17 protein-coding genes are annotated in these 18,898 nt (G+C 61.8%); 12 read left to right on the top strand and 5 right to left on the bottom strand.

The genetic code is table 11. From position 1 onward, the window contains the following. The first annotated feature begins 20 nt into the window (after positions 1 to 20). The 12 genes from KP001_RS02640 (at position 21) to KP001_RS02585 (ending at position 14,197) form a co-directional block, all read left to right on the top strand. Positions 21 to 1,991, top strand: coding sequence for a cache domain-containing protein (locus KP001_RS02640; protein ID WP_217288043.1), 1,971 nt, complete (start codon positions 21 to 23; stop codon positions 1,989 to 1,991). A gap of 41 nt (positions 1,992 to 2,032) precedes the next feature. Further along, the gene (locus KP001_RS02635) at positions 2,033 to 3,415 is read left to right on the top strand and encodes a sigma-54-dependent transcriptional regulator (RefSeq protein ID WP_217288042.1); all 1,383 of its coding nucleotides are present in this window, start codon (positions 2,033 to 2,035) and stop codon (positions 3,413 to 3,415) included. 376 nt (positions 3,416 to 3,791) lie between these two features. Next, positions 3,792 to 3,989, top strand: coding sequence for a hypothetical protein (locus tag KP001_RS02630; RefSeq protein ID WP_217288041.1), 198 nt, complete (start codon positions 3,792 to 3,794; stop codon positions 3,987 to 3,989). A gap of 71 nt (positions 3,990 to 4,060) precedes the next feature. Further along, positions 4,061 to 4,312 carry a hypothetical protein gene (locus tag KP001_RS02625; RefSeq protein ID WP_012529954.1) on the top strand — a complete coding sequence of 84 codons (252 nt, stop codon included), beginning with the start codon at positions 4,061 to 4,063 and terminating at the stop codon, positions 4,310 to 4,312. Positions 4,313 to 4,344: 32 nt separating this feature from the next. After that, on the top strand, positions 4,345 to 5,397 hold the full coding sequence (locus KP001_RS02620; protein WP_217288040.1) for a hypothetical protein: 1,053 nt from the start codon (positions 4,345 to 4,347) through the stop codon (positions 5,395 to 5,397). Between the two features lie 869 nt (positions 5,398 to 6,266). Next, positions 6,267 to 6,578 (top strand): DUF485 domain-containing protein, encoded by a 312-nt coding sequence (locus KP001_RS02615; RefSeq protein ID WP_183346748.1) that lies wholly within the window; start codon positions 6,267 to 6,269, stop codon positions 6,576 to 6,578. Between the two features lie 17 nt (positions 6,579 to 6,595). Next, complete coding sequence (locus tag KP001_RS02610) at positions 6,596 to 8,590, top strand: solute symporter family protein (protein WP_217288039.1); 1,995 nt, start codon at positions 6,596 to 6,598, stop codon at positions 8,588 to 8,590. Between the two features lie 207 nt (positions 8,591 to 8,797). Then, positions 8,798 to 10,015 carry a putative nucleotidyltransferase substrate binding domain-containing protein gene (locus KP001_RS02605; RefSeq protein ID WP_217288038.1) on the top strand — a complete coding sequence of 406 codons (1,218 nt, stop codon included), beginning with the start codon at positions 8,798 to 8,800 and terminating at the stop codon, positions 10,013 to 10,015. A 70-nt stretch (positions 10,016 to 10,085) separates the two neighbouring features. Then, positions 10,086 to 10,409, top strand: a complete 324-nt coding sequence (locus KP001_RS02600) for a DUF4212 domain-containing protein (RefSeq protein WP_217288037.1) — start codon at positions 10,086 to 10,088, stop codon at positions 10,407 to 10,409. Next, positions 10,402 to 11,922 carry a VC_2705 family sodium/solute symporter gene (locus tag KP001_RS02595; protein ID WP_217288036.1) on the top strand — a complete coding sequence of 507 codons (1,521 nt, stop codon included), beginning with the start codon at positions 10,402 to 10,404 and terminating at the stop codon, positions 11,920 to 11,922. The genes KP001_RS02600 and KP001_RS02595 overlap by 8 nt, the downstream gene beginning before the upstream one ends. A 203-nt stretch (positions 11,923 to 12,125) precedes the next feature. Further along, positions 12,126 to 13,394 (top strand): putative nucleotidyltransferase substrate binding domain-containing protein, encoded by a 1,269-nt coding sequence (locus KP001_RS02590; RefSeq protein WP_217288035.1) that lies wholly within the window; start codon positions 12,126 to 12,128, stop codon positions 13,392 to 13,394. 8 nt (positions 13,395 to 13,402) lie between these two features. Then, positions 13,403 to 14,197, top strand: coding sequence for a sugar phosphate isomerase/epimerase family protein (locus KP001_RS02585; protein ID WP_217288034.1), 795 nt, complete (start codon positions 13,403 to 13,405; stop codon positions 14,195 to 14,197). Here KP001_RS02585 and KP001_RS02580 read toward each other — a convergent pair. From KP001_RS02580 to KP001_RS02560, 5 genes are all read right to left on the bottom strand, one after another. Further along, positions 14,187 to 14,642, bottom strand: coding sequence for a universal stress protein (locus KP001_RS02580; protein WP_217288033.1), 456 nt, complete (start codon positions 14,640 to 14,642; stop codon positions 14,187 to 14,189). The genes KP001_RS02585 and KP001_RS02580 overlap by 11 nt on opposite strands. A 229-nt stretch (positions 14,643 to 14,871) precedes the next feature. Further along, positions 14,872 to 15,684 (bottom strand): inositol monophosphatase family protein, encoded by an 813-nt coding sequence (locus KP001_RS02575; protein ID WP_217288032.1) that lies wholly within the window; start codon positions 15,682 to 15,684, stop codon positions 14,872 to 14,874. Beyond that, positions 15,674 to 16,117 carry a ferritin family protein gene (locus tag KP001_RS02570; protein ID WP_217288031.1) on the bottom strand — a complete coding sequence of 148 codons (444 nt, stop codon included), beginning with the start codon at positions 16,115 to 16,117 and terminating at the stop codon, positions 15,674 to 15,676. Before KP001_RS02570 ends, KP001_RS02575 begins: the two co-directional genes overlap by 11 nt. Before the next feature lie 438 nt (positions 16,118 to 16,555). Then, the gene (locus tag KP001_RS02565) at positions 16,556 to 18,088 is read right to left on the bottom strand and encodes an ammonium transporter (RefSeq protein WP_275423343.1); all 1,533 of its coding nucleotides are present in this window, start codon (positions 18,086 to 18,088) and stop codon (positions 16,556 to 16,558) included. A gap of 50 nt (positions 18,089 to 18,138) precedes the next feature. Beyond that, complete coding sequence (locus tag KP001_RS02560; protein WP_217288030.1) at positions 18,139 to 18,477, bottom strand: P-II family nitrogen regulator; 339 nt, start codon at positions 18,475 to 18,477, stop codon at positions 18,139 to 18,141. Between the last annotated feature and the right edge of the window lie 421 nt (positions 18,478 to 18,898).

Raw genomic sequence — 18,898 nt, 5'->3', positions numbered from 1 at the left:
CGGATTTTTCCGGGGGAGCCGTGCAGAGATATCTCTTCGACTTCATAAACAACCTCAAGCTGCGCTGGAAGATGGTGGTCCTGGTGCTCCCCCTGGTGATCATCCCCATTTTCCTGGTGGGGGGAATCATCGGCTACATCTCCACCAAGCAGGCCTACCTCGGCATCACCCAGACCAGCAAAGACGACCTGCAGCACATGGCATCCTTCACGGTCGACCTGCTGAACTCCCACTACCAGCAATTCCAGGTCTACAAGCAGGACAAGGAAAGGACCTTCCACGAAGAGCTGAAGACGGTGAGCGAGCTGGCCTACAACGTGGTCAAGAGCCAGCACAACCTGCAGAAGTCCGGCAGGACGGACCTGGCCGGCGCCATGCGCGAGGCGCGAAACGCCCTTTTGAAGGTGAACGTCGGCAAAACCGGCTACATCTACGCCATGAACAGCCGTGGCGAACTGAAGGTGCACGTGGCCCAGGAGGGCGCCAACGTCTCGGACAGCCGGGACGAGACCGGGCGCTACTTCATCAAGGAGATGATCGAGAAAGCGCACCGCGCCAAGCCGGGGGAGGTGCTCTACATCGTCTACCCCTGGAAGAACGCGGCACTCGGCGACAAGTCCCTCAGGAAGAAGGTGGTTGCCTATCGCTACTTCAAGGAATGGGACTGGATCATCGCCGCCGGCGGCTACCTTGAGGAGACCTACGAGGACCTCGCCTTCGAGCGCCGCTCCTTCGAGGCGCTCAAGGAGAAGATCAAGAGCAAGAAGGTGGGCAAGACCGGCTACATCTTCGCCATGGACAGCTCCGGCAACTTCATGATCCACCCCACCGGCGAGGGGAGGAACTTCCTCAACGCCGTCGACTCTAACGGCCAGCACTTCATCAAGGAGATGTGCGAGAGGAAAAACGGCTGGATCCGCTACCCCTGGAAGAACAAGGGGGACGAGGCGTCGCGCATGAAGATCGTGCGCTACGAGTACTTCGAGCCATGGAACTGGATCGTCGCCGTCGGCTCCTACGAGGAGGAGTTCTACCAGGAGGCCAACGCCATCAAGGGGCGCATCCTGGAGAGCATGGTGGTCCTCACCATCCTGGTCTCGGTGCTGTCGGTGTTCATGGTGCTGCTCGCCTCGCGCGTCATGACCGAGCCCATCAGCCGGATGATCGAGGTGATCCGCAAGGTGAAGCAGGGGAGGCTCGACGAAACCATGCCGGTCGATTCCGAGGACGAGCTCGGGGAACTCGCCCACGCCTTCAACCGGATGACCAGGATCATCAAGCACAACAAGGAACTGGAGGCGAACCTCGCCCAGCAGGGGAAGATGGCCTCGCTGGGGGTGCTCTCCTCGGGGGTCGCCCACGAGATCAACAACCCGCTGGGGGTCATCCTGGGCTACGCCGCCTATATCGAGAAGAAGCTGACCCCGGAAGACCCCAACTACAAGTTCATCCACGAGATAAAGCGCGAGAGCAAGCGCTGCAAGAAGATCGTCCAAGACCTCCTCTCCTACGCCCGGACCCCGCAACCGGTCCTGGAGGAGACAGACATCAACGACCTTCTGGAACAGATCGTCGATTTTGCCGCGAATCACACCGACATGCACCACGTCACCGTGAAGAAGAGCTTCGACCGCTCCCTGCCGCCGATCATGGTGGACGGCGACCAGCTGCGCCAGGTGGCCATCAACCTGATCCTGAACGCCGGCGCCGCCATGCAGAAGGGGGGGGAGCTGGTGGTGAGTTCCGAGCCGGGCGGGGAGGAGTGGGTGAGCCTCAAGTTCCGCGACAACGGGGCCGGGATCTCGCCGGAGCACATGGAGCGGATCTTCGAGCCCTTCTTCACCACAAAGGTGAAGGGAACGGGGCTCGGGCTCGCCATCACCAGGCAGATCGTGGAGCAGCATCACGGCAAGATCGGCATAGAGAGCGAGATCGGCGTCGGGACCACGGTCGAGGTGCGCCTCCCCCTGAAAAGGGAAGAATACTGCTAAGACGAAAATTGACCGCCCAGCGCGGCTGACGGAGTAGGCCCATGACCAAAAAACGGGTGATGCTGGTAGACAACGAGGAGGGGCTGTGCCGGATGATGGAGGCGGTCCTCTCCGACAACGGGTACGCGGTTTCCGCTTTCACCAGGAGCTTCGAGGCCGCCGAGAGCTTTCAGGCGGGGCAGTGGGACCTCCTGGTCACGGACATCAAGATGCCGGGGATGGACGGGCTCGAACTGCTGCAGAAGGTGAAGCAGAAGGACCCCGCCATACCGGTCATCATGGTGACCGCCTACGCCACCGTTGAGATGTCCATCCAGGCGTTGAGAAAGGGCGCCTACGACATGCTCACCAAGCCCTTCGAGCCGGAGGAGCTCCTGTACCGGGTCAAGAACGCGCTGCAGCACACCCGCCTCATGGAGGAGAACCGGGAACTGCGCGAGGAGCTCGTGGGGCGCTTTAACTTCGGCAACATCATCGGCGCCTCCACCGCCCTGAAGGAGGTGCTGGAGCGCGTGGAGAAGCTCGCGGTCCGCGACACCTCCGTGCTCATCACCGGAGAGTCCGGGACCGGCAAGGAGCTGATCGCCCAGGCGGTGCACTACAACTCCCCCAGAAAGGAGAAGAAGTTCGTCGCCATCAACTGCGGCGCCCTTCCCGCGTCGCTTTTGGAGAGCGAGCTCTTCGGCTACAAGAAGGGGGCCTTCACCGGCGCCACCGAGAACCGGCGCGGCCTGTTGGAGACCGCCGACGGCGGCACCCTCTTTCTGGACGAGGTGGGGAACCTCCCCATGACGGTGCAAAAGACCTTGCTGCGCTTTCTCCAGGAACAGGAGTTCAACCGGCTGGGGGACCCCACTCCGACCAAGGTCGACGTCCGCATCCTGTCGGCGACCAACGCGGACATGAAGCAGGCGGTGAAGGCGGGAGAGTTCCGCGAGGACCTCTACTACCGCCTGAACGTGGTCAACATCCAGCTGCCGCCGCTGAGGGAGAGAAGGGACGACATCGCCCTCCTGGCGGCGCACTTCATCTCGCTGCAAAACTCCAAGTTCGGCACCCACATCAAGGGGCTGGAGCATGACGCCATGGAAGCCGCGGTGGATTTCGCCTGGCCGGGCAACATCCGCCAGCTCAAGAACGTGATCGAGGCCTGCATCGCCATGGAGAGCAGCGACTACATCACGCTGCCGGTACTCTCCCAGTTCATCGAGGTGGTCCCCCCCGACCCGGCAGGCGAGGCGATGGTCGAGGAGGGAGAGTACTCCAAGGCGCTCATGCGCTTCGAGACCGAGTACTTGAGGGGTCTTTTGCGCAAGAACCTTGGCAACGTGGAGGCTGCCGCCAAGGAAGCCGGCACCAACATGGCCACCATCTACCGCAAGATCAAGAAATACGGCATCAGAAAAGACGAGTACAACAGCTGACGGGACGCATTCGGGGGCGCCCCCTTTTGCAACATTGCAAAAAAGGACGCCCCACCACTCGCACGCATGCAAACTCTCCCCTCCCGCCATCCCCATTCACGCCAACCATCCGTTTTTGCATCAGTTTACCTCCACCCCCCCGAAGCCCCGGGCCACCGCGAAGGTTAGTTCCGGTTTCATCCCCCTTTAATCTTGCTTTGCGATTTTGCGAAAGCCTGTCATTCCCCTCCCCTGCAACTCTCCGCCCCCTCCCCTGCAACACGCCGAAATCACGCTACTTTACAACCAAGATGGACGTAAACGCAAAATTGGTACGCCAGTTGCTAACACTGTTTACGTCACCCTTTCTTTACGTTGTAAAAAGGTATGAGGTCATATGCAGGAAGCGACGGTCTGCCCCTTCTTCGGCAAAAACGATGATTACTGCGACGTGGGCTGCGGCTACATCTCGCCGCACGACGTCAAGCAGATCATCACCTTTTGCAGCTGCCGTCACCGGGAATGCCTCAAATACCAGGAGTTGTCCGACCGGGTTCCGGCCGGGCAGCTCGATTCCAACCTCTGCCTGGTCTAGCCGACGGGTGAAGCCGGGCGGGGGCGAATCAACAGAGCAGGGCTGCATTTTCATGGAAAAGGAGAACGGCGATGAGTGAAAAAGAACTTGAACTGCTCTCGAGGCTTGAGGAGTTGGAGCGGCATACCTGGCGCAACTCTGCCATCCTGCGCGCCGTCGCCATGGTAGCCTTCACCGCGATGATCGGCATCGTGATCGCCTCCGGCGTGGTCGGCGGCGGCCGCGGCAGCCACTGGTCCGGGCCGGCCTGGAACACCATGTGGCTCTACGGGTTGTTCGCAGCCAACGCCGTGTCCATGTTCTGGACCACCCACAAAGAATAACAGCGCCGGGCGCCGATCAGGAGGAACGTCACATGCCGATGAAACTGTCAAACGTGATTCTTCTTTTACTCGTCGTCGTCCTCTGCGCGACCTTCTCGCTCAGGATTTTCCAGGGGCTCGACGAGATGATGGGAGACCAGTACTGGGTGGTCGACACCACGCAGGGCGACCACGGCTGGTACGGCATGGGGCTCCTCCCCCACGTGAAGAATGTCCCCAAGGAAGTGGTCCAGGCGGTCAACACCGATCCGGAAAACGACGAGAAGTACATCATCTACGCCCAGAACGGGGACTTCGCCGGCAACTCGGTGTACGGAATCTGCCTCGGCATCCCGCTCATCATGTACCTGATCTGGTTCGCCTTCATCCTGGGGTTCCCCGACCGGATCGATCCGTACCTCCTCCCCCGGCGCATCTTCACCCTGACGGTGATCATCATGTGCTCGGTGATCGTGAACCTGTTCCTGATGCGGATCGCCGCGGACTTCGCCCGGGATCCCATGTCCCGCATCGCCAACGTGGCGGGCAACCACGCCTCCCTTTTGTTCCACAACGCCGGCATATGGTTCGCCATCCTCTTCTCGGCGCTTGGGACCCCGAACCACTCCATGCGGGAAACCGCCGCACCGGACAGCCGGAACTGGCAGACCCAGGCCAATGAGAAGTTCAACTGGATGTTCGTGCTCCTCTTCGCGGTGACCATCCTCGAGGTGGCCCTGGTCAAGAACAAGCTTGCCCTTCCCGACGCGGCCGTGGACTACTCGGTCTGGATCATCCTGGTGGTCATATTCATGAGGATGTTCGGCTTCTCTCCCAAGTACTGGGTGAAACGGGGGCGCGGCATCGCCATCATGTTCGCCGGGACCCTGATCACCCTCCCCGTCTTCTACCTTTTGGAGCGCGCCACCGGGACGCTCGGGGCCGGCTTCGCCTCCCCGATTCTGAGCAAGTCCCTGGGACCGGAGAACGCCAACATCGGACTCTCCCTGATGATTTCCATCTATCTCATCTTCTGGATGGAGTTCGCGGCCGCGATACGCATGAACGGACCGTCCCGCGGACTGTCAACAGGGAAACACGTATAGGTACTTTTCAAAATCCATCTGTACCAATGAGGGGGAGACGTGACTGGCTCCCCCTTTGTTTTGTCATCTCTCGCGGCAAAGTAGCTTTCGCGTAAAACAATGTCACATCAAATCAACCAGCTTCATGCCCCAAATATCTACCACGTTCACAATCTCACCACCGCATCCTCACTTCAAAGCATAAAACACCAATCATCGTCGATATTTTCTGTCATTAGCCGTTTTATGTCGGCTCGACAAAGTCACCTCGTCATCTGAAAGCCAATCCTGGGCCTGCAGGTACCCGCCAGTAACAGCAATTTTGCTGCGGGATAGTGCGCCAGCGAGCCGGGCGGGCGACAAGATTGATTAAGAGGATTGTCTGACACATTAATGCGACAGCGTTTGAGCAATCTCCAAAACGGGTGCACGAAAAATGCAAAAACGCCCCTCTCCGCGACAACGCCCAACAATAATAAAAAATAATTTACCGTGCACTTTTCTTTTTTGGTTTGTAATTTAAAATAGTTGCAAGCAACCAGATCGTAAAACAAGCTGCTTTTTTGGGTTCAATTTATTTAGAACGGTGTTTATTTTTATTGTACATTTGAAAATCATGTGATACAACAAACTCACGTATACGGAAAATACGGCGGGGGTCAGGAGCTGCGCCAGGCGCTGCCCTCACGTAACCGGCCCGACCAACTCCGAAAAAACAGTAACTTGCAAAACAGTGCTCCGAACAGAACGCTTTAACCATTTCCAGCAAAACAGCTTAGACAATTTTAGAAACAAAATTTAGAGATCAGGAAAGGGGGATTTATCGGGAACTGAAACCAGAGGGGCGGGACGCCGCCGCAACGCATCTTACTGAGAAAGGAGTGACAACCATGGCAGAAAAACAGTACGACTGGAAAGCAATCGCAAAAAATCCAAAGTTCGTGGAGCTACATCACAAGAAGACGGCCTTCCTTTTCGGGTGGTGGATTTTCTCCTGTGTGTACTATTTCCTGCTCCCCATCGGGGCGGCTTACACACCGGGGATCTTCAAGGTCAAAATCATTGGCGTGGTCAATTTCGGGTACATCTTCGCACTCTCCCAGTTCTTCGTCTCCTGGGGCATTGCACTCTACTACTCGCACGTCGCCAACAAGGACTTTGACCGGTTGACCAGGGAACTGATCGACGAATTACATCTCTAGGAAAGGGAGGACAGGACATGACCATCAAGAAGATATTCATAGCAGCCACCTTGGCCCTCTCGGTAGCCGCGGCAGCCTACGCTGAAGAGCAGAAGGCCCCGGCAGCCGGCGCGGCGCCCGCGATGAGCGCCCCGGCAGCCCAGGGAGCACCGGCCGCGACCGCAGCGGCACCAGCACCAAACGCGGCCGCTTCCGTGGCCACCCCTGCCCCCGCGGCACCCGCACCGCTCAAGAAGGAACTCAAGACCAACAAGACCATCACCATCGGGATGTTCCTGATCATCATCGCCGTCACCATGGGGGTCGTGGTCTGGGCGGCCAAGCAGACCAAGTCAGCCGCTGACTTCTACGCGGCCGGCGGCGGCATCACCGGCACCCAGAACGGCTGGGCCATCGCCGGCGACTACATGTCGGCTGCCTCCTTCCTGGGTATTTCCGGCCTCATCTCGCTCTACGGCTATGACGGCTTCATGTACTCGGTCGGCTGGCTGGTGGCCTACATCACCGTGCTTCTGATCGTGGCGGAGCCCTGCCGCAACGCGGGCAAGTACACCCTTGGGGATATCCTCTCCTTCAGGACCTCGCCCAAGCCGGTGCGCGCCTTCGCCGCCATCTCCACCGTTGCGGTCTCCACCTTCTACCTCACCGCCCAGATGGTCGGTGCAGGCAAGCTCATGGCCCTGCTGGTCGGCATCCCCTACAAGATGTCCATCATCGGCGTCGGCGTCCTCATGGTCGGCTACGTCGTCTTCGGCGGCATGGTCGCCACCACCTGGGTCCAGATCATCAAGGCGGGCCTGCTCATGTCGGGCGCATTCCTGCTCTCCTTCCTGGTCATGATCAAGGCGGGCTTCAACCCGATCGGCTTCTTCTCGACCATCGTTTCCAGCCCTGACATCCAGGACCACGTTTCCAAGCTGGTACTGAAAGACGGCGTCATCCTCTCCGGCATGGACGCCGGCCAGCGCTTCCTCGAGCCCGGCCTGTACCTCAAGAACCCGCTGGACCAGATCTCCCTGGGGATGGCCCTGGTGCTTGGCACCGCCGGTATGCCGCACATCCTGATGCGCTTCTTCACCGTGCCGACCGCGCAGGCCGCACGTAAGTCCGTCATCATCGCCATGTTCATCATCGGCGGCTTCTACATCCTGACCACCCTACTCGGCTTCGGCGCCGCCATCCACCTGACTCCGCAGGGGATCACCGCGATAGACCCGGGCGGCAACATGGCAACCCTGATGCTGGCACAGCAGATGGGCGCCGACATCGCACCGATCATCGGCGACCTCTTCCTCGCCTTCCTGTGCGCCGTCGCCTTCGCCACCATCCTCGCCGTGGTCTCCGGCCTGGTACTGGCAGCATCCGCGGCCATCGCACACGACATCTACGTGAACGTGATCAAGGACGGCCACGCCGACCAGCACGAGCAGGTCTTCGCAGCCCGCGCCACTTCCTTCGTGGTAGGCGCCTGCGGCATCCTGATCGGCCTCGCAGCAGAGAAGCAGAACGTCGCACACCTGGTGGCACTGGCCTTCGCGGTCGCAGCCTCCGGCAACCTGCCGGTCGTCATCCTCTCCCTCTTCTGGAGGAAGTTCAACACCGCCGGCGTCATCTCCGGCCTGGTGGTAGGCACCATCGCCTCCATCGGCCTGGTGATGGTATCCCCCAACATGACCTACCCGAAAGTGGTCGCCGCCGGCGCCAAGAAGGTGGTCACCGCCATGGAGAAGAAGCAGGCCGCACTCCCTGCCGGCCAGACCCTCTCCGAGAAGGACGCCAAGGCGCTTGCCAAGGCGAAGGTCGACGCTCAGCAGGACGGCACCTCCATCGTGGGTCTGGACAAGCCGCTCTTCACCCTGAAGAACCCGGGCATCATCTCCATCCCGCTGGGCTTCATGGCCGCCATCCTGGGCGCCCTGGCCTTCCCGAGCAGGCGCTCCGAGGATATGTTCGACGAGGTCTACGTCCGCCAGAACACCGGTTTGGGTATGGCCAAGGCAGTCGAGCACTAATACCTGGCAACAAAGCAGCATGGAATTGGGGAAGGGAAACCTTCCCCAATTTTTTTGTCCGTTGCCTAATCGTTTCCTCCCCTTCACTGCGGCCATCCGGGCGAAAAAAGTCAAGGAATCGGTCCGGTTACCAGTAAAACAGTTTTACAACCCGGTTTTTTTCTGTAGAATCAACGCCACGAGCAGATTAAGAAGAGGTGGCCGCACATGCCCCATCAGATCTACCCACCGGAGCCAAGCGACGGGGAACTCCTTTCGGAGTTGCTGGGGGAGGTGCACGCCTTTCTCCCGCTTTTGAACCGGGACGAGGGAAAGAAGCTGCTGGAGGGACTGGTGTGGCACAGCTCGGAGGAGCTGGGCAAACTGCGCCTGTACTCGGGGCGGGAAGAAGCCATCATCGAGCGGATCGCCGCCGAAACCGAGTACGCGACGCTTCTGAAGCTGCACGAAGAGCTGAATCTTCTGGAAATGGAGCGCTTCCTCAACTTCTACTCGGTCACCGCCCTGCACGAGAACTGCACCTGGTACCGCGACGCCCTGGCCGGGCGGGCACTCGAGCTGGTGGCGGCCGAGATGCCCTCCTCCCCTCCGGTCCCCTTCGCCCTGGTCAGCATGGGGAGCGACGGCCGCGAGGAGCAGACGCTCATCACCGACCAGGACTACCTGATCGTCTACAGTGACGAGGGAGGCGACCGGGCGGACCACTACTTCCAGGAGTACAGCCGGATCCTCGTCGAGCGGCTGGCCGAGATCGGCTTCAAGAAGTGCAGCGGCGGGATCATGCCGGTAAACGACAACTGGCGCGGGTCGCTGTCACAGTGGCAGCGCCGGCTGCACGCCATCGTGCGTTACGAGACCGAGGACTACGGCAAGAACATGATGGACCTGATCGTCCTCTCCGACGCCCGCTTCGTCGCCGGCGACGCCGAGCTGGCCGGCCGGCTGGTCTCCCTGATACGCTCCCTGTTGCAGGATTATTTCATGGCCCTTTGGGGGATGGCCAAGGCCGCCACCGAGATGAAGCTGGCGCTTGGGTTCCTTAAGCGGTTCTGGACCGAGGGGAGCGGCGAGCACAAGGGATCCTTCAACCTGAAGCTCCTGGCCTGGGCCCCGCTGGTGATGAACGTGCGCATCCTGGCCATCAACCAGGGCATTCCCGCCACCTCGACCGTGAAGAGGATCGAGCTCCTGGAAAAGGAGCACAGCTTCTCCGCCAACATGGCGCGCGGGCTCGTGGCCGCCTACCGCATCCTCACCAGGCACCGGATCCTGCTCCAGATCAAGGTGTTCAAGGGGATCCAGAACGACGCCTACTACCTGAACCCGTACTCGCTCCCAACCGACGAGCGGGAGCGCATGAGACAGGCCCTGCTCCTCATCGAGGATTTGCAGAAGACCATCCACACCAACTTTTCCATCGTCTAGCAGCGTGCCGCGGCGAGCCCCGTCCCGGCGGGTCTTCACCCCAGGGCGCCATCAGCGGAGGAGACATGGCATGAGCCACCCCGAGAAGCGCCACAAGGTCAACCTGTTCCGCCCCAAGGAGGGGCACATGCGGGACGAGGTGCATATCATCCTCGCCATCCTCTTTGGCTGGGGAGTCTGCACCTTCGGCTTCCAGTTTCTGGTCTACGCCTGCCGTGGCACCGGCGCGGGAAGCCTCCTGACCCGGCTCACCCTGTTCAACCTGCCGCTGCACTTCTGGTTCACCGGTCAGTTCCTCCCCCTGTGGTTCATCGTCCTGTGCGTCATCTTCAACATCTACGTGGACCGGATCAGCGAGTACCACAGCCGCAAGAGAGACAAAAGCTATGAATGACTCGTCCTGGTCGATCTTCGTCGTTTTGCTGGTGCTGCTCTCATTCATCCTGGTCGGGCTGAGGCAGAAGTCGCGCGAGAGCCAGGAGTACGGGTTCGGCGGCCGTTACACCGGCAGGATCGGGGGGGGCGCCGCCATCGCCAGCAACTGGATGAGTGCCGCGAGCCTCATGGGGCTGGCCGGGATCATCTACCTGCGGGGCTACCAGGGGCTCGCCTACGTGATCGGCTGGACCGGCGGATACGTGCTCCTGCTGGTGCTGCTCGCCAGCCAGATCCGGCGTTTCGGCAAGTTCACCACCCCCGAGTTCGTGGGTGAACGCTACGGCTCGCCCGCCGCGCGGCTCATTGCCGCGGTGATCGCCATCGCCATCTCCGTCATCTACTGCGTGGCCCAGTTCAAGGGGATCGGCCTCATCTTCTCCTTCATGTTCGATATCGGCTATGAGCAGGGGGTGACCTACGGGGCACTCGCCGTCGTCTCCTACCTGGTGGTCTCCGGGGCGCTGGGGGTCCCGCGCAACCAGCAGCTCCAGTACCTGGTGATCTGCGTCGCCTTCATCGTCCCGCTCATGTGGCTGGCCAGAAAACTGGGCTATTTCTGGCTGCTGCCCCAGTTCGGCTACGGCCGCGCCCTGACCGACCTCTCCCGCGAATTCCACGTCGACTTCACCCTTCCCTTCGCCGGGGACTCGCTCTTCGAGTGGTGCGCGCTCTGCTTCACCCTGATGGTGGGGACCGGCGGGCTCCCCCATGTCCTGTCGCGCTTCTACACCGTGCCCAACGTCCGCGACGCCCGCTGGAGCGTCGTTTGGGGGCTATTCTTCATCGCGCTCATCTACTGGTCCGCCCCCGCCTTCGCCGTCTTCGGCAGGCTCCTCGAGGCACGCCAGGGGATCGCCTTCACCCCCGAGACGGCCCGCGCGACCGCCGACGTGATCGCCTTGAAAACCGCCTTGATGGCCGGCCTCCCCGGATGGCTGGTCGGGGTACTGGCGGCGGGGGCACTGTCGGCCGCGTTTTTCACCGTCGCCGGCCTCCTGATGACCGGAGCCTCCTCCATCTCCCACGACATCTACTACAGCTTCGTGAACCCCAAGGCGAGCGAGACCTCGCGGATGCAGGTGGCCAAGGGAGGAACCCTGGTGCTGGCGGCCCTGGTCCTCCTGGTCGCGCTGAACCCGCCCGGGTTGATCGCCGAGATCACCGCCGTCGCCTTCGCCCTGGCCGGAAACACCATCTTCCCCCTCTTCCTCTTGGGGATCTGGTGGGACCGTGCCAACCGTTACGGCGCCATCGCCGGCATGTTTACCGGCGTCCTCTGTACCGTCGCGCAGCCGCTTTTTGGGGGAGTGCTTCCCGGCCTCACCTCCTACTTCCCGGTCACCGCCTCGGCCCTGTGCGGCGCACCGCTGGTCATCTGCGTCATGATCGCCGTCTCGCTCGCGACCCCCGCCCCGCCCGAGGAGATGAGGCGTTTCCTGGAGCAGGAGGTGCACGGACACCTGGACTGACGAGGAAAGGACGTTCTACGTCTTAGTTCTGGATTCTCGGCGGCGTGGATGCGGTAGCCGTGTGACGCCCACGAGAGGTTCTAACGCAGAACGCAGAACATAGAATGTAGAACCTGTTTTTGGATCCTTTATCTGCGGCGTAGATGCGGTAGCCGTGCGGCGCCCACGAGAGGTTTTAACGTAGAACCCGTTTTGGAGCCTTTATGCCCATGCTTTTGGGAACCAAGGGAGATGACATCCTCAAGTGGCGCGCCAGCACGGAACTGGTGGAGAGCCTCAAGAAGCGCCTGGAACGGAAGTGGGGCAGCAGCTCCTCCCGCGAGGCGGAGGCCTTCCTGGGGACGATGATCGATTCGCTCAAGGAGGAACTCGCCTACGAGGGGCAACTGGACGCGGAGTTGGCGGCACTGGACCAGGACATCGCCCAGGCCCCCACCCCCACGGCGCTGGTGCCGCTCCAGGCGCGTTACCGGGAACTGCTCGCAGCCCATTTCCGGCGCCGCACCTCGCCCCTGGCCCTGTGCGGCGCCTGCAACGCCCTGCACGACCAGGTGCTGAGACGGGCGTCACAACTCGCCGAGGAGCGCATGCGCGACCTGGGACAGGGAACAGCGCCGGTCTACGCGCTGCTGGTCTCCGGCGACCGCGGCCGGGGCGAGCAGACCCTCTACGCCCGCAACCGCTATCTGCTCCTGCACCAGCTCGACTCCCAACGTTTCTACCTGTTCAGCCACCAGCTCACCCAGGCGCTCTGCGAGTCGGGGCTGCTCGCCGAGGGGGAGGCACCCTGGCATGGCTCGCTCACGGAATGGCGTTCGCTGTTGAAGAACGGCGAGCGGCACCAGGAGCCGAGACCTCCGGATCTGGAGCCGATGCTTCCCTTCTCTTCCGCGCAGAAAAAGGCGGCACCCCCGCTTCCCGAATGGCGCTGGCGCCTGGAGTCGATGGCGGATCTCTGCCACGTCGCGGGGTTCGAGCCGCTGGGCGAACAGGCGCTCAGTGCCGCGGCTGCCGCCCTCAGGGAACAGCGCGGGCGGGACCCCTTTTTCCAGGTGGCGCGCCGGGTGATCAACCTGCCGCTCGCGCTCGGGCACTTCGGACGGTGGCGGCTGGAACGCGTCGGCGAGCACCAGGGGGAGATCGACATCGAGACGCTGGGACTCTCCCCCCTGGTGCAGCTGGTCCGCATCCTGGCGCTGCAGGCGGAGGTCCACGAGGGGGGGACGCTCGAGCGGGTGCGGCAGCTCCTGTACCGCGGCGCGCTGGACGTCGATCTGGCAGAGCGCCTTTTGAAGGCGCTGCAGTGCCTGATGCAGTTGAGAATCGAGGGTGAAATCCGCAGCGAGGGGGCGGGAGCCTTCGCCAATCCTGAGGAGTTCAGCATGGAGCTGGACGCGCGCCTGAGAAGCGCGCTGGAGGCGGTGCTCAGCCTGCAGAAGATCGCCTACCAGAGGCTGGTGGGACAGGTATAGGACCCGGCATGCGTATATCCATCTCCGCAGGAACGCTGTTCACCTTCCCTCTTCCAAAGGCCTTCGCTATGGCCCGGGAGGCCGGCTTTGACGGCATGGAGCTGGTGATCAACCAGGAGTTCCAGAAGGTGAACTCGCGGCGACTGGTCAAGGAACTCGCGGAGATCATGCCGATCTTCTCGATCCACGCCCCTTTCCTGCAGCTGGACGGCTGGGGTAGCCCGGTGGATTCTTTGAAACGTTGCGTGGAGATCGCGGCGGACTGCGGCATCGGGCTGGTGAACTTCCATCCGCCATCATGGCTCGGGATGGAGTTCAGTTACTGGCGCTGGTTGTACCGGATGCAGGACTTCCAGAAGGAGATCGGGGGGGACCAGGTGGCCGTCACCCTGGAGAACATGCCTTGGACCGGCAAGTACCGGATCAACGGCTACATCCTCTCGGACACCCAGAAACTGATCGAGTTCCTCCAGGAGAGGAACCTCTACCTCACGTTCGACTGCACCCACATGGGGAGCGGGCGGGCCAACTTCATCAACGACTTCTACCTCTGCTACAACAGCGGCCGGATCAGGAACATTCACTTTTCCGACTACGGGCACGGCCGGCAGCACCTGCTGCCGGGGCACGGCATCCTGCCGCTCACCCGCTTCCTGAACCACCTGCGCAACACCGCCTACAACGACATCCTTACCCTGGAGCTTTCTCCGCACGAGTTCCCCAAGGGGGAAGGGATCATCCAGGAAAGCTTGAAGGAGATCCTGGCCTACCTGCGGCAGGAGACCGCAAAGACTACCCCCTGACCACGTACACCGAGCACTTCGCGTCCCGCACCACCTTGTGCGACACGCTCCCCAACAGTTTGCGCTTCAGAAAGCCCTTGCCCGTACTCCCTATCACGATCACGTCGATCTCCTCCTTCTGGGCGAACCGGATCAGTTCGTCGGCCGGGTCCCCATACACCACCGCCGTCTCCAGCGGCACCTCCAGTTCGGCGGCGAGCTTCTCGACGACGTAGAAGATGCGTTCCTTCAATTCGGTCCATTGGTCCTGCTCGGTGATGGGGCGTGCGGGGACGAAATCGGTGAAGGTGTTGCGCGGCGCGTTGGGGAGCACCAGGAGCCCGTAGACCTTGCTCTTGAACTGGCTCGGGATGCCCGCGGCGAAGCGGACCGCCTCCTCGGCGGCCTTGTCAGAAAGCGGCGAGCCGTCGATGGCCACCAGGATCTTCTTGCGCAGGTTGAGCATCGTTCCTCCGGGTGCGGCTGGGGGTGAAAGGCTGCACAACTATATAACATCGCCGCGGTTTTTCCTACTGAATTTAGAAAGAGAGGGTTGCCGCGTCAGGAAGGACACAAGGTCCCCCTCGCCCTTCGGGAGAGGGGCGGGGGGGAGGGCACCGCCATGAGGAACAACTGCAAGATGGAAAAAAAAGCGCCCGGAAGGGGCGCTTTTTCAGCTGGCAAAGATATGCCGGTCACAGCACCGGTTCACCCTTTCCCGCCCGCTCCAGGAGGGTCTCTATCTCGTCGTGGATGAGACCGTTGGTCGCCAGGATACGGTGGTCGTCGACCCGGTGCGGCTCCCCCTTGTGGTTGGTCACCCTCCCCCCGGCCTCCCTGACCAGCAGCGCCCCGGCGGCCACGTCCCACGGTTTCAGCTTGCACTCCCAGTATCCGTCCAGCCTTCCCGCCGCCACGTAGGCCAGGTCGAGCGCCGCGGCCCCAGCCCTGCGTACCCCGCGTGCCGCGAGCTGCAGCTCGAAGAAGTTCCGGAAGTTGTTCTCGTTGCCGCGGGCGGCGTCGTAGGGAAAGCCGGTCGCGATCAGGGACTGTCTCAGGGGCGCGCGCGAGGAGACGCGGATGGGGGCGCCGTTCAAATAGGCACCTCCTCCCAGGGTTGTCGTGAAGAGTTCGTCCATCATGCAGTGGTAGATCACTCCGAGAGTGAGCTCCCCCTGCCGCTCCAGGGCGATGGAGACGCAGAACCAGGGGAAGCCGTGTGCGTAGTTGGTAGTGCCGTCCAGGGGGTCGATGACCCAGCGCCACTGCGGGTCGCCATCCGCGTAGAGGTTTTCCTCCGCCAGGAAGCTGTGACCGGGAAAGGCGCTCCGGATCCGGTTCACGATCATTTCCTCGCAGGCCCGGTCCACCTCGGTCACGATGTCGACCTCCCCTTTGTAGGAGAAGCTGAAATCTCCCCAGAGTTTCTGCTTCTGGAGGGCCCCGGCCTCGCGTGCGGCTGATACCGCGACTTCGAGCATCTGCTGCAGCCCGGCATCACTGGACATCCGTTTCCTCCAAAAGCTCCTGCATCTCCTCGAGCAGCGTGAAGTGCATCTCGTCCTCATCCGCCATGGTCTGGAACATCTCGCGCTCCCAGGGGTGCAGCGCCTCGCGGGCAAGCTCCGAGCAGGCACGGGCGGAAAGCGCCTCGAACTGCATGGCGTTCCGGTACACCCCGAGATCGCCGCGGCAGCTTGAGAGTTCCTCGATCGACAGCCGGCGCAGTATGCTGCGCGCCCCCTGGAGCGTCGGCGAACGGGGCAGATCCACCCTTCCCCCGGCCCTCAGCGCTCGCAGGGCCCCCGCGTGACGCAGCTCGTCCTCGCTGAACATCCTGAAGATGGTGGAAAACCCGCCGTCCCCCGCATCGGCGCTACAGCGTTCGTAGTACCCTATGCCATCACCTTCCTTCCGGAGCACCATGTCCCTGGAATCCATAACCCCCTCCCGACACTTGTCATTTTCTGGCTGGAAAACAGTAACAGGAAATCTCTATATTTCAAAAGGGTAGACCACATTTTTACAGAACTGGAGAGGGGGCAAGTACGAACCGGCTCAGCCGCTTTCCTGCGAAGCCCCTCACCCCCGCCCCTCTCCCGGAGGGCGAGGGGGGAACTGCAGCTTCCACAACCTGCACTGTGCCATCCGCTCCCCCTCTGCCCTTCATCCCCTCTCCCTCTGGGAGAGGGTGGCCGGAGGCCGGGTGAGGGGTGACGCACATGGCACGGCGTCGCTTTCCTGCGAAGCCCTCACCCCCGCCCCTCTCCCTGGGAAAGAGCGGATGTGGACGCACGTGGCGGAACGTACTGCCTGACCAGAAACAGAAAAAGGGGGACCTTGCGGTCCCCCTTCTCGTTGCAAGCTGTACTGTCTGTCCTAGTTGTACGCGGTCTCGGAGTGCTGGGTCTGGTCGAGGCCCATGATCTCGTCTTCCTTCTCGACACGCAGTCCGATGGTCTTGTGCAGTACGAATGCGATCACCAGGGTCACCACCACCGCGTAGGCGCCTGCTGCGCCGACGGCGATAAACTGGGTGACGAACTGCTTCATGTTGCCGGAGGTGAGGCCGGTTGCGCCGACGGTGGCGAAGACGCCGGTCAGGATCGCTCCGGTGGTGCCGCCCACGCCGTGCACGCCAAAGGCGTCCAGGGAGTCGTCGTACTTGAGTTTCGCCTTGAGCAGGACGCCGCCGTAGCAGACCAGGCCGCCGGCAACACCCATGAGCAGGGCGGCACCCGGCTGCACGAAGCCGGCAGCGGGGGTGATCACGACCAGGCCGGCGACAACACCGGAGCCAAAGCCAAGGGCGGAGGGTTTGCCCGCGTGGATCCACTCGGCGATCATCCAGGTGAGGCCGGCGGCAGCCGGTGCGATGGTGGTCGTCATGAAGGCGAGGCCGGCGAGACCGCCCGCCGCGTCGGAGCATCCGGCGCCCACGATGGCGGAGCCCGCGTTGAAGCCGAACCAGCCGAACCAGAGCAGGCCGACACCGAGGAGAGTAAACGGCAGGTTGTGCGGAGCCATGCGCTCAGTCGGGAAGCCGTGACGCTTGCCGAGGAAGAAGAGGACCACCAGGGCCGAGATACCGGAGGAGAGGTGAACGACGGTGCCGCCTGCGAAGTCAAGTGCGCCCATCTTGAAGAGCCAGCCGTCGGACATCCAGACCCAGTGTGCCAGCGGATCGTAGACCAGGGTGGTCCAGAGCAGCACGAACAGGCAGTAGGCGGAGAACTTGATCCTCTCGGCCAGGGCCCCCGAGATCAGGGCCACGGTGATGATGGCGAACATCGCCTGGTACATGGCGAACACGTACTCCGGGATGGCGCCCGGCTCGGTCGGGACGTTCTGGAACAGCGCGTAGATCGCGTTACCGTCCTTGAAGGTGATCAGCCCGTTCAACAGGGCCTTGCTGAAGTCGCCCACCAGGCCGTGCCCCATGTCGGGCCCGAAGGCCAGTGAGTAGCCGATGACGGCCCACTGCACGCCGACGATGCCCATCGCCACCAGGGAGTGCATCATGGTGGAGAGAACGTTCTTCTGACGAACCATCCCACCGTAGAAAAGAGCGAGGCCCGGGGTCATGAATAGGACCATAGCTGCGGATACCAGCATCCAGGCGGTGTCACCGGTGTTGAGGACCGGTGCGACGTTCTTGGGTGCAGGTGCTGCGGCCGGTGCGGCTGCGGCGGGAGCGGCGGCTGCCGGTGCGCCGGCAACGGGGGCTACGGCGGCAGGGGTCGCGGTGGCGGCAGCCGGTGCGGCCACGGAATCGGCCGCCTTCTCCTCGGCTATGGCGAGAACCGGTATCAGCATCAGGCTGGCCAGGAGGGCAAGCTTCCCGAGTTTCATGGTGAGGCAGCTGGAAGCGGGCGTAGCTGCATCCTTTACCTTTTTAATGTCGCGCATCATAACACTCTCCATTGATCGTATTTATGGGGTTGGATTGAGAACCGAAAGTCCTAGATCGCCTCGTCGCCCTTCTCACCGGTCCTGATGCGGACGGCTTCTTCGAGGGCGAGGATGAAGATCTTGCCGTCGCCAATCCTGCCGGTCTTGGCGGTATCCTCGATGGTGGCCACGGCCTTCGCAGCCAGTTCGTCGGCCACGACGATTTCCAGTTTCACCTTGGGGATGAAGTCCACGACGTACTCGGCGCCACGGTACAATTCGGTGTGCCCCTTCTGACGTCCGTACCCCTTCACCTCGCTCACGGTGATCCCCTCGATTCCGATCTCGTTGAGGGCGTCTTTCACCTCGTCCAGTTTGAACGGCTTGATGATTGCCTCTATCAGCTTCATCGCTTGCCTCCTTTGTTAGTTAATGGCGGTGGATTGGTCGTTTGCACACTGCGTGCATCACAGGTCTTGCAGAACATTCAGCAGGCCGGGTCACGGCTTGCAGACACAGCATCCATCGGGTTCCAGGTGTTACCCTCTTTTCAGGCCCCTGAAGGCTTCGATGCCCTTGCCTTTTGTTCAACGTCGAATAAACAGCTTGTCCAGCCTTGAAAACAGTCCCCCTTTCCCAATAATGATGCCCCTCCACCACGACCTGTGCACCATTGCCTAAACGGGCGGGAAAGCCTTCTGCGACACTCCTTCGTGCCGTGTGACCATCCATTAGCACAGGGTGTGCCAGCCACCCAACTCTTAGCCAAGTCATTGAATAATCACCATTTTTAGCCACTGCGGCGTAAACGACGGGTTGTCGCGGTCGCTT

It is taken from the genome of Geomonas subterranea, assembly GCF_019063845.1.
Classification (GTDB): Bacteria; Desulfobacterota; Desulfuromonadia; order Geobacterales; family Geobacteraceae; genus Geomonas; species Geomonas subterranea.
This window is presented reverse-complemented; position numbering and strand designations above follow the sequence as displayed.

Bases quoted from the DNA above. Each gene is read 5' to 3' on its own strand.
- KP001_RS02610 (WP_217288039.1), top strand. From the start codon at position 6,596: ATGACCATCAAGAAGATATTCATAGCAGCCACCTTGGCCCTCTCGGTA.
- KP001_RS02580 (WP_217288033.1), bottom strand. From the start codon at position 14,642: ATGCTCAACCTGCGCAAGAAGATCCTGGTGGCCATCGACGGCTCGCCG.
- KP001_RS02590 (WP_217288035.1), top strand. From the start codon at position 12,126: ATGCCCATGCTTTTGGGAACCAAGGGAGATGACATCCTCAAGTGGCGC.
- KP001_RS02605 (WP_217288038.1), top strand. From the start codon at position 8,798: ATGCCCCATCAGATCTACCCACCGGAGCCAAGCGACGGGGAACTCCTT.
- KP001_RS02565 (WP_275423343.1), bottom strand. From the start codon at position 18,088: ATGATGCGCGACATTAAAAAGGTAAAGGATGCAGCTACGCCCGCTTCC.
- KP001_RS02620 (WP_217288040.1), top strand. From the start codon at position 4,345: ATGCCGATGAAACTGTCAAACGTGATTCTTCTTTTACTCGTCGTCGTC.
- KP001_RS02615 (WP_183346748.1), top strand. From the start codon at position 6,267: ATGGCAGAAAAACAGTACGACTGGAAAGCAATCGCAAAAAATCCAAAG.
- KP001_RS02575 (WP_217288032.1), bottom strand. From the start codon at position 15,684: ATGTCCAGTGATGCCGGGCTGCAGCAGATGCTCGAAGTCGCGGTATCA.
- KP001_RS02600 (WP_217288037.1), top strand. From the start codon at position 10,086: ATGAGCCACCCCGAGAAGCGCCACAAGGTCAACCTGTTCCGCCCCAAG.
- KP001_RS02570 (WP_217288031.1), bottom strand. From the start codon at position 16,117: ATGGATTCCAGGGACATGGTGCTCCGGAAGGAAGGTGATGGCATAGGG.
- KP001_RS02635 (WP_217288042.1), top strand. From the start codon at position 2,033: ATGACCAAAAAACGGGTGATGCTGGTAGACAACGAGGAGGGGCTGTGC.
- KP001_RS02625 (WP_012529954.1), top strand. From the start codon at position 4,061: ATGAGTGAAAAAGAACTTGAACTGCTCTCGAGGCTTGAGGAGTTGGAG.
- KP001_RS02595 (WP_217288036.1), top strand. From the start codon at position 10,402: ATGAATGACTCGTCCTGGTCGATCTTCGTCGTTTTGCTGGTGCTGCTC.
- KP001_RS02630 (WP_217288041.1), top strand. From the start codon at position 3,792: ATGCAGGAAGCGACGGTCTGCCCCTTCTTCGGCAAAAACGATGATTAC.
- KP001_RS02585 (WP_217288034.1), top strand. From the start codon at position 13,403: ATGCGTATATCCATCTCCGCAGGAACGCTGTTCACCTTCCCTCTTCCA.
- KP001_RS02560 (WP_217288030.1), bottom strand. From the start codon at position 18,477: ATGAAGCTGATAGAGGCAATCATCAAGCCGTTCAAACTGGACGAGGTG.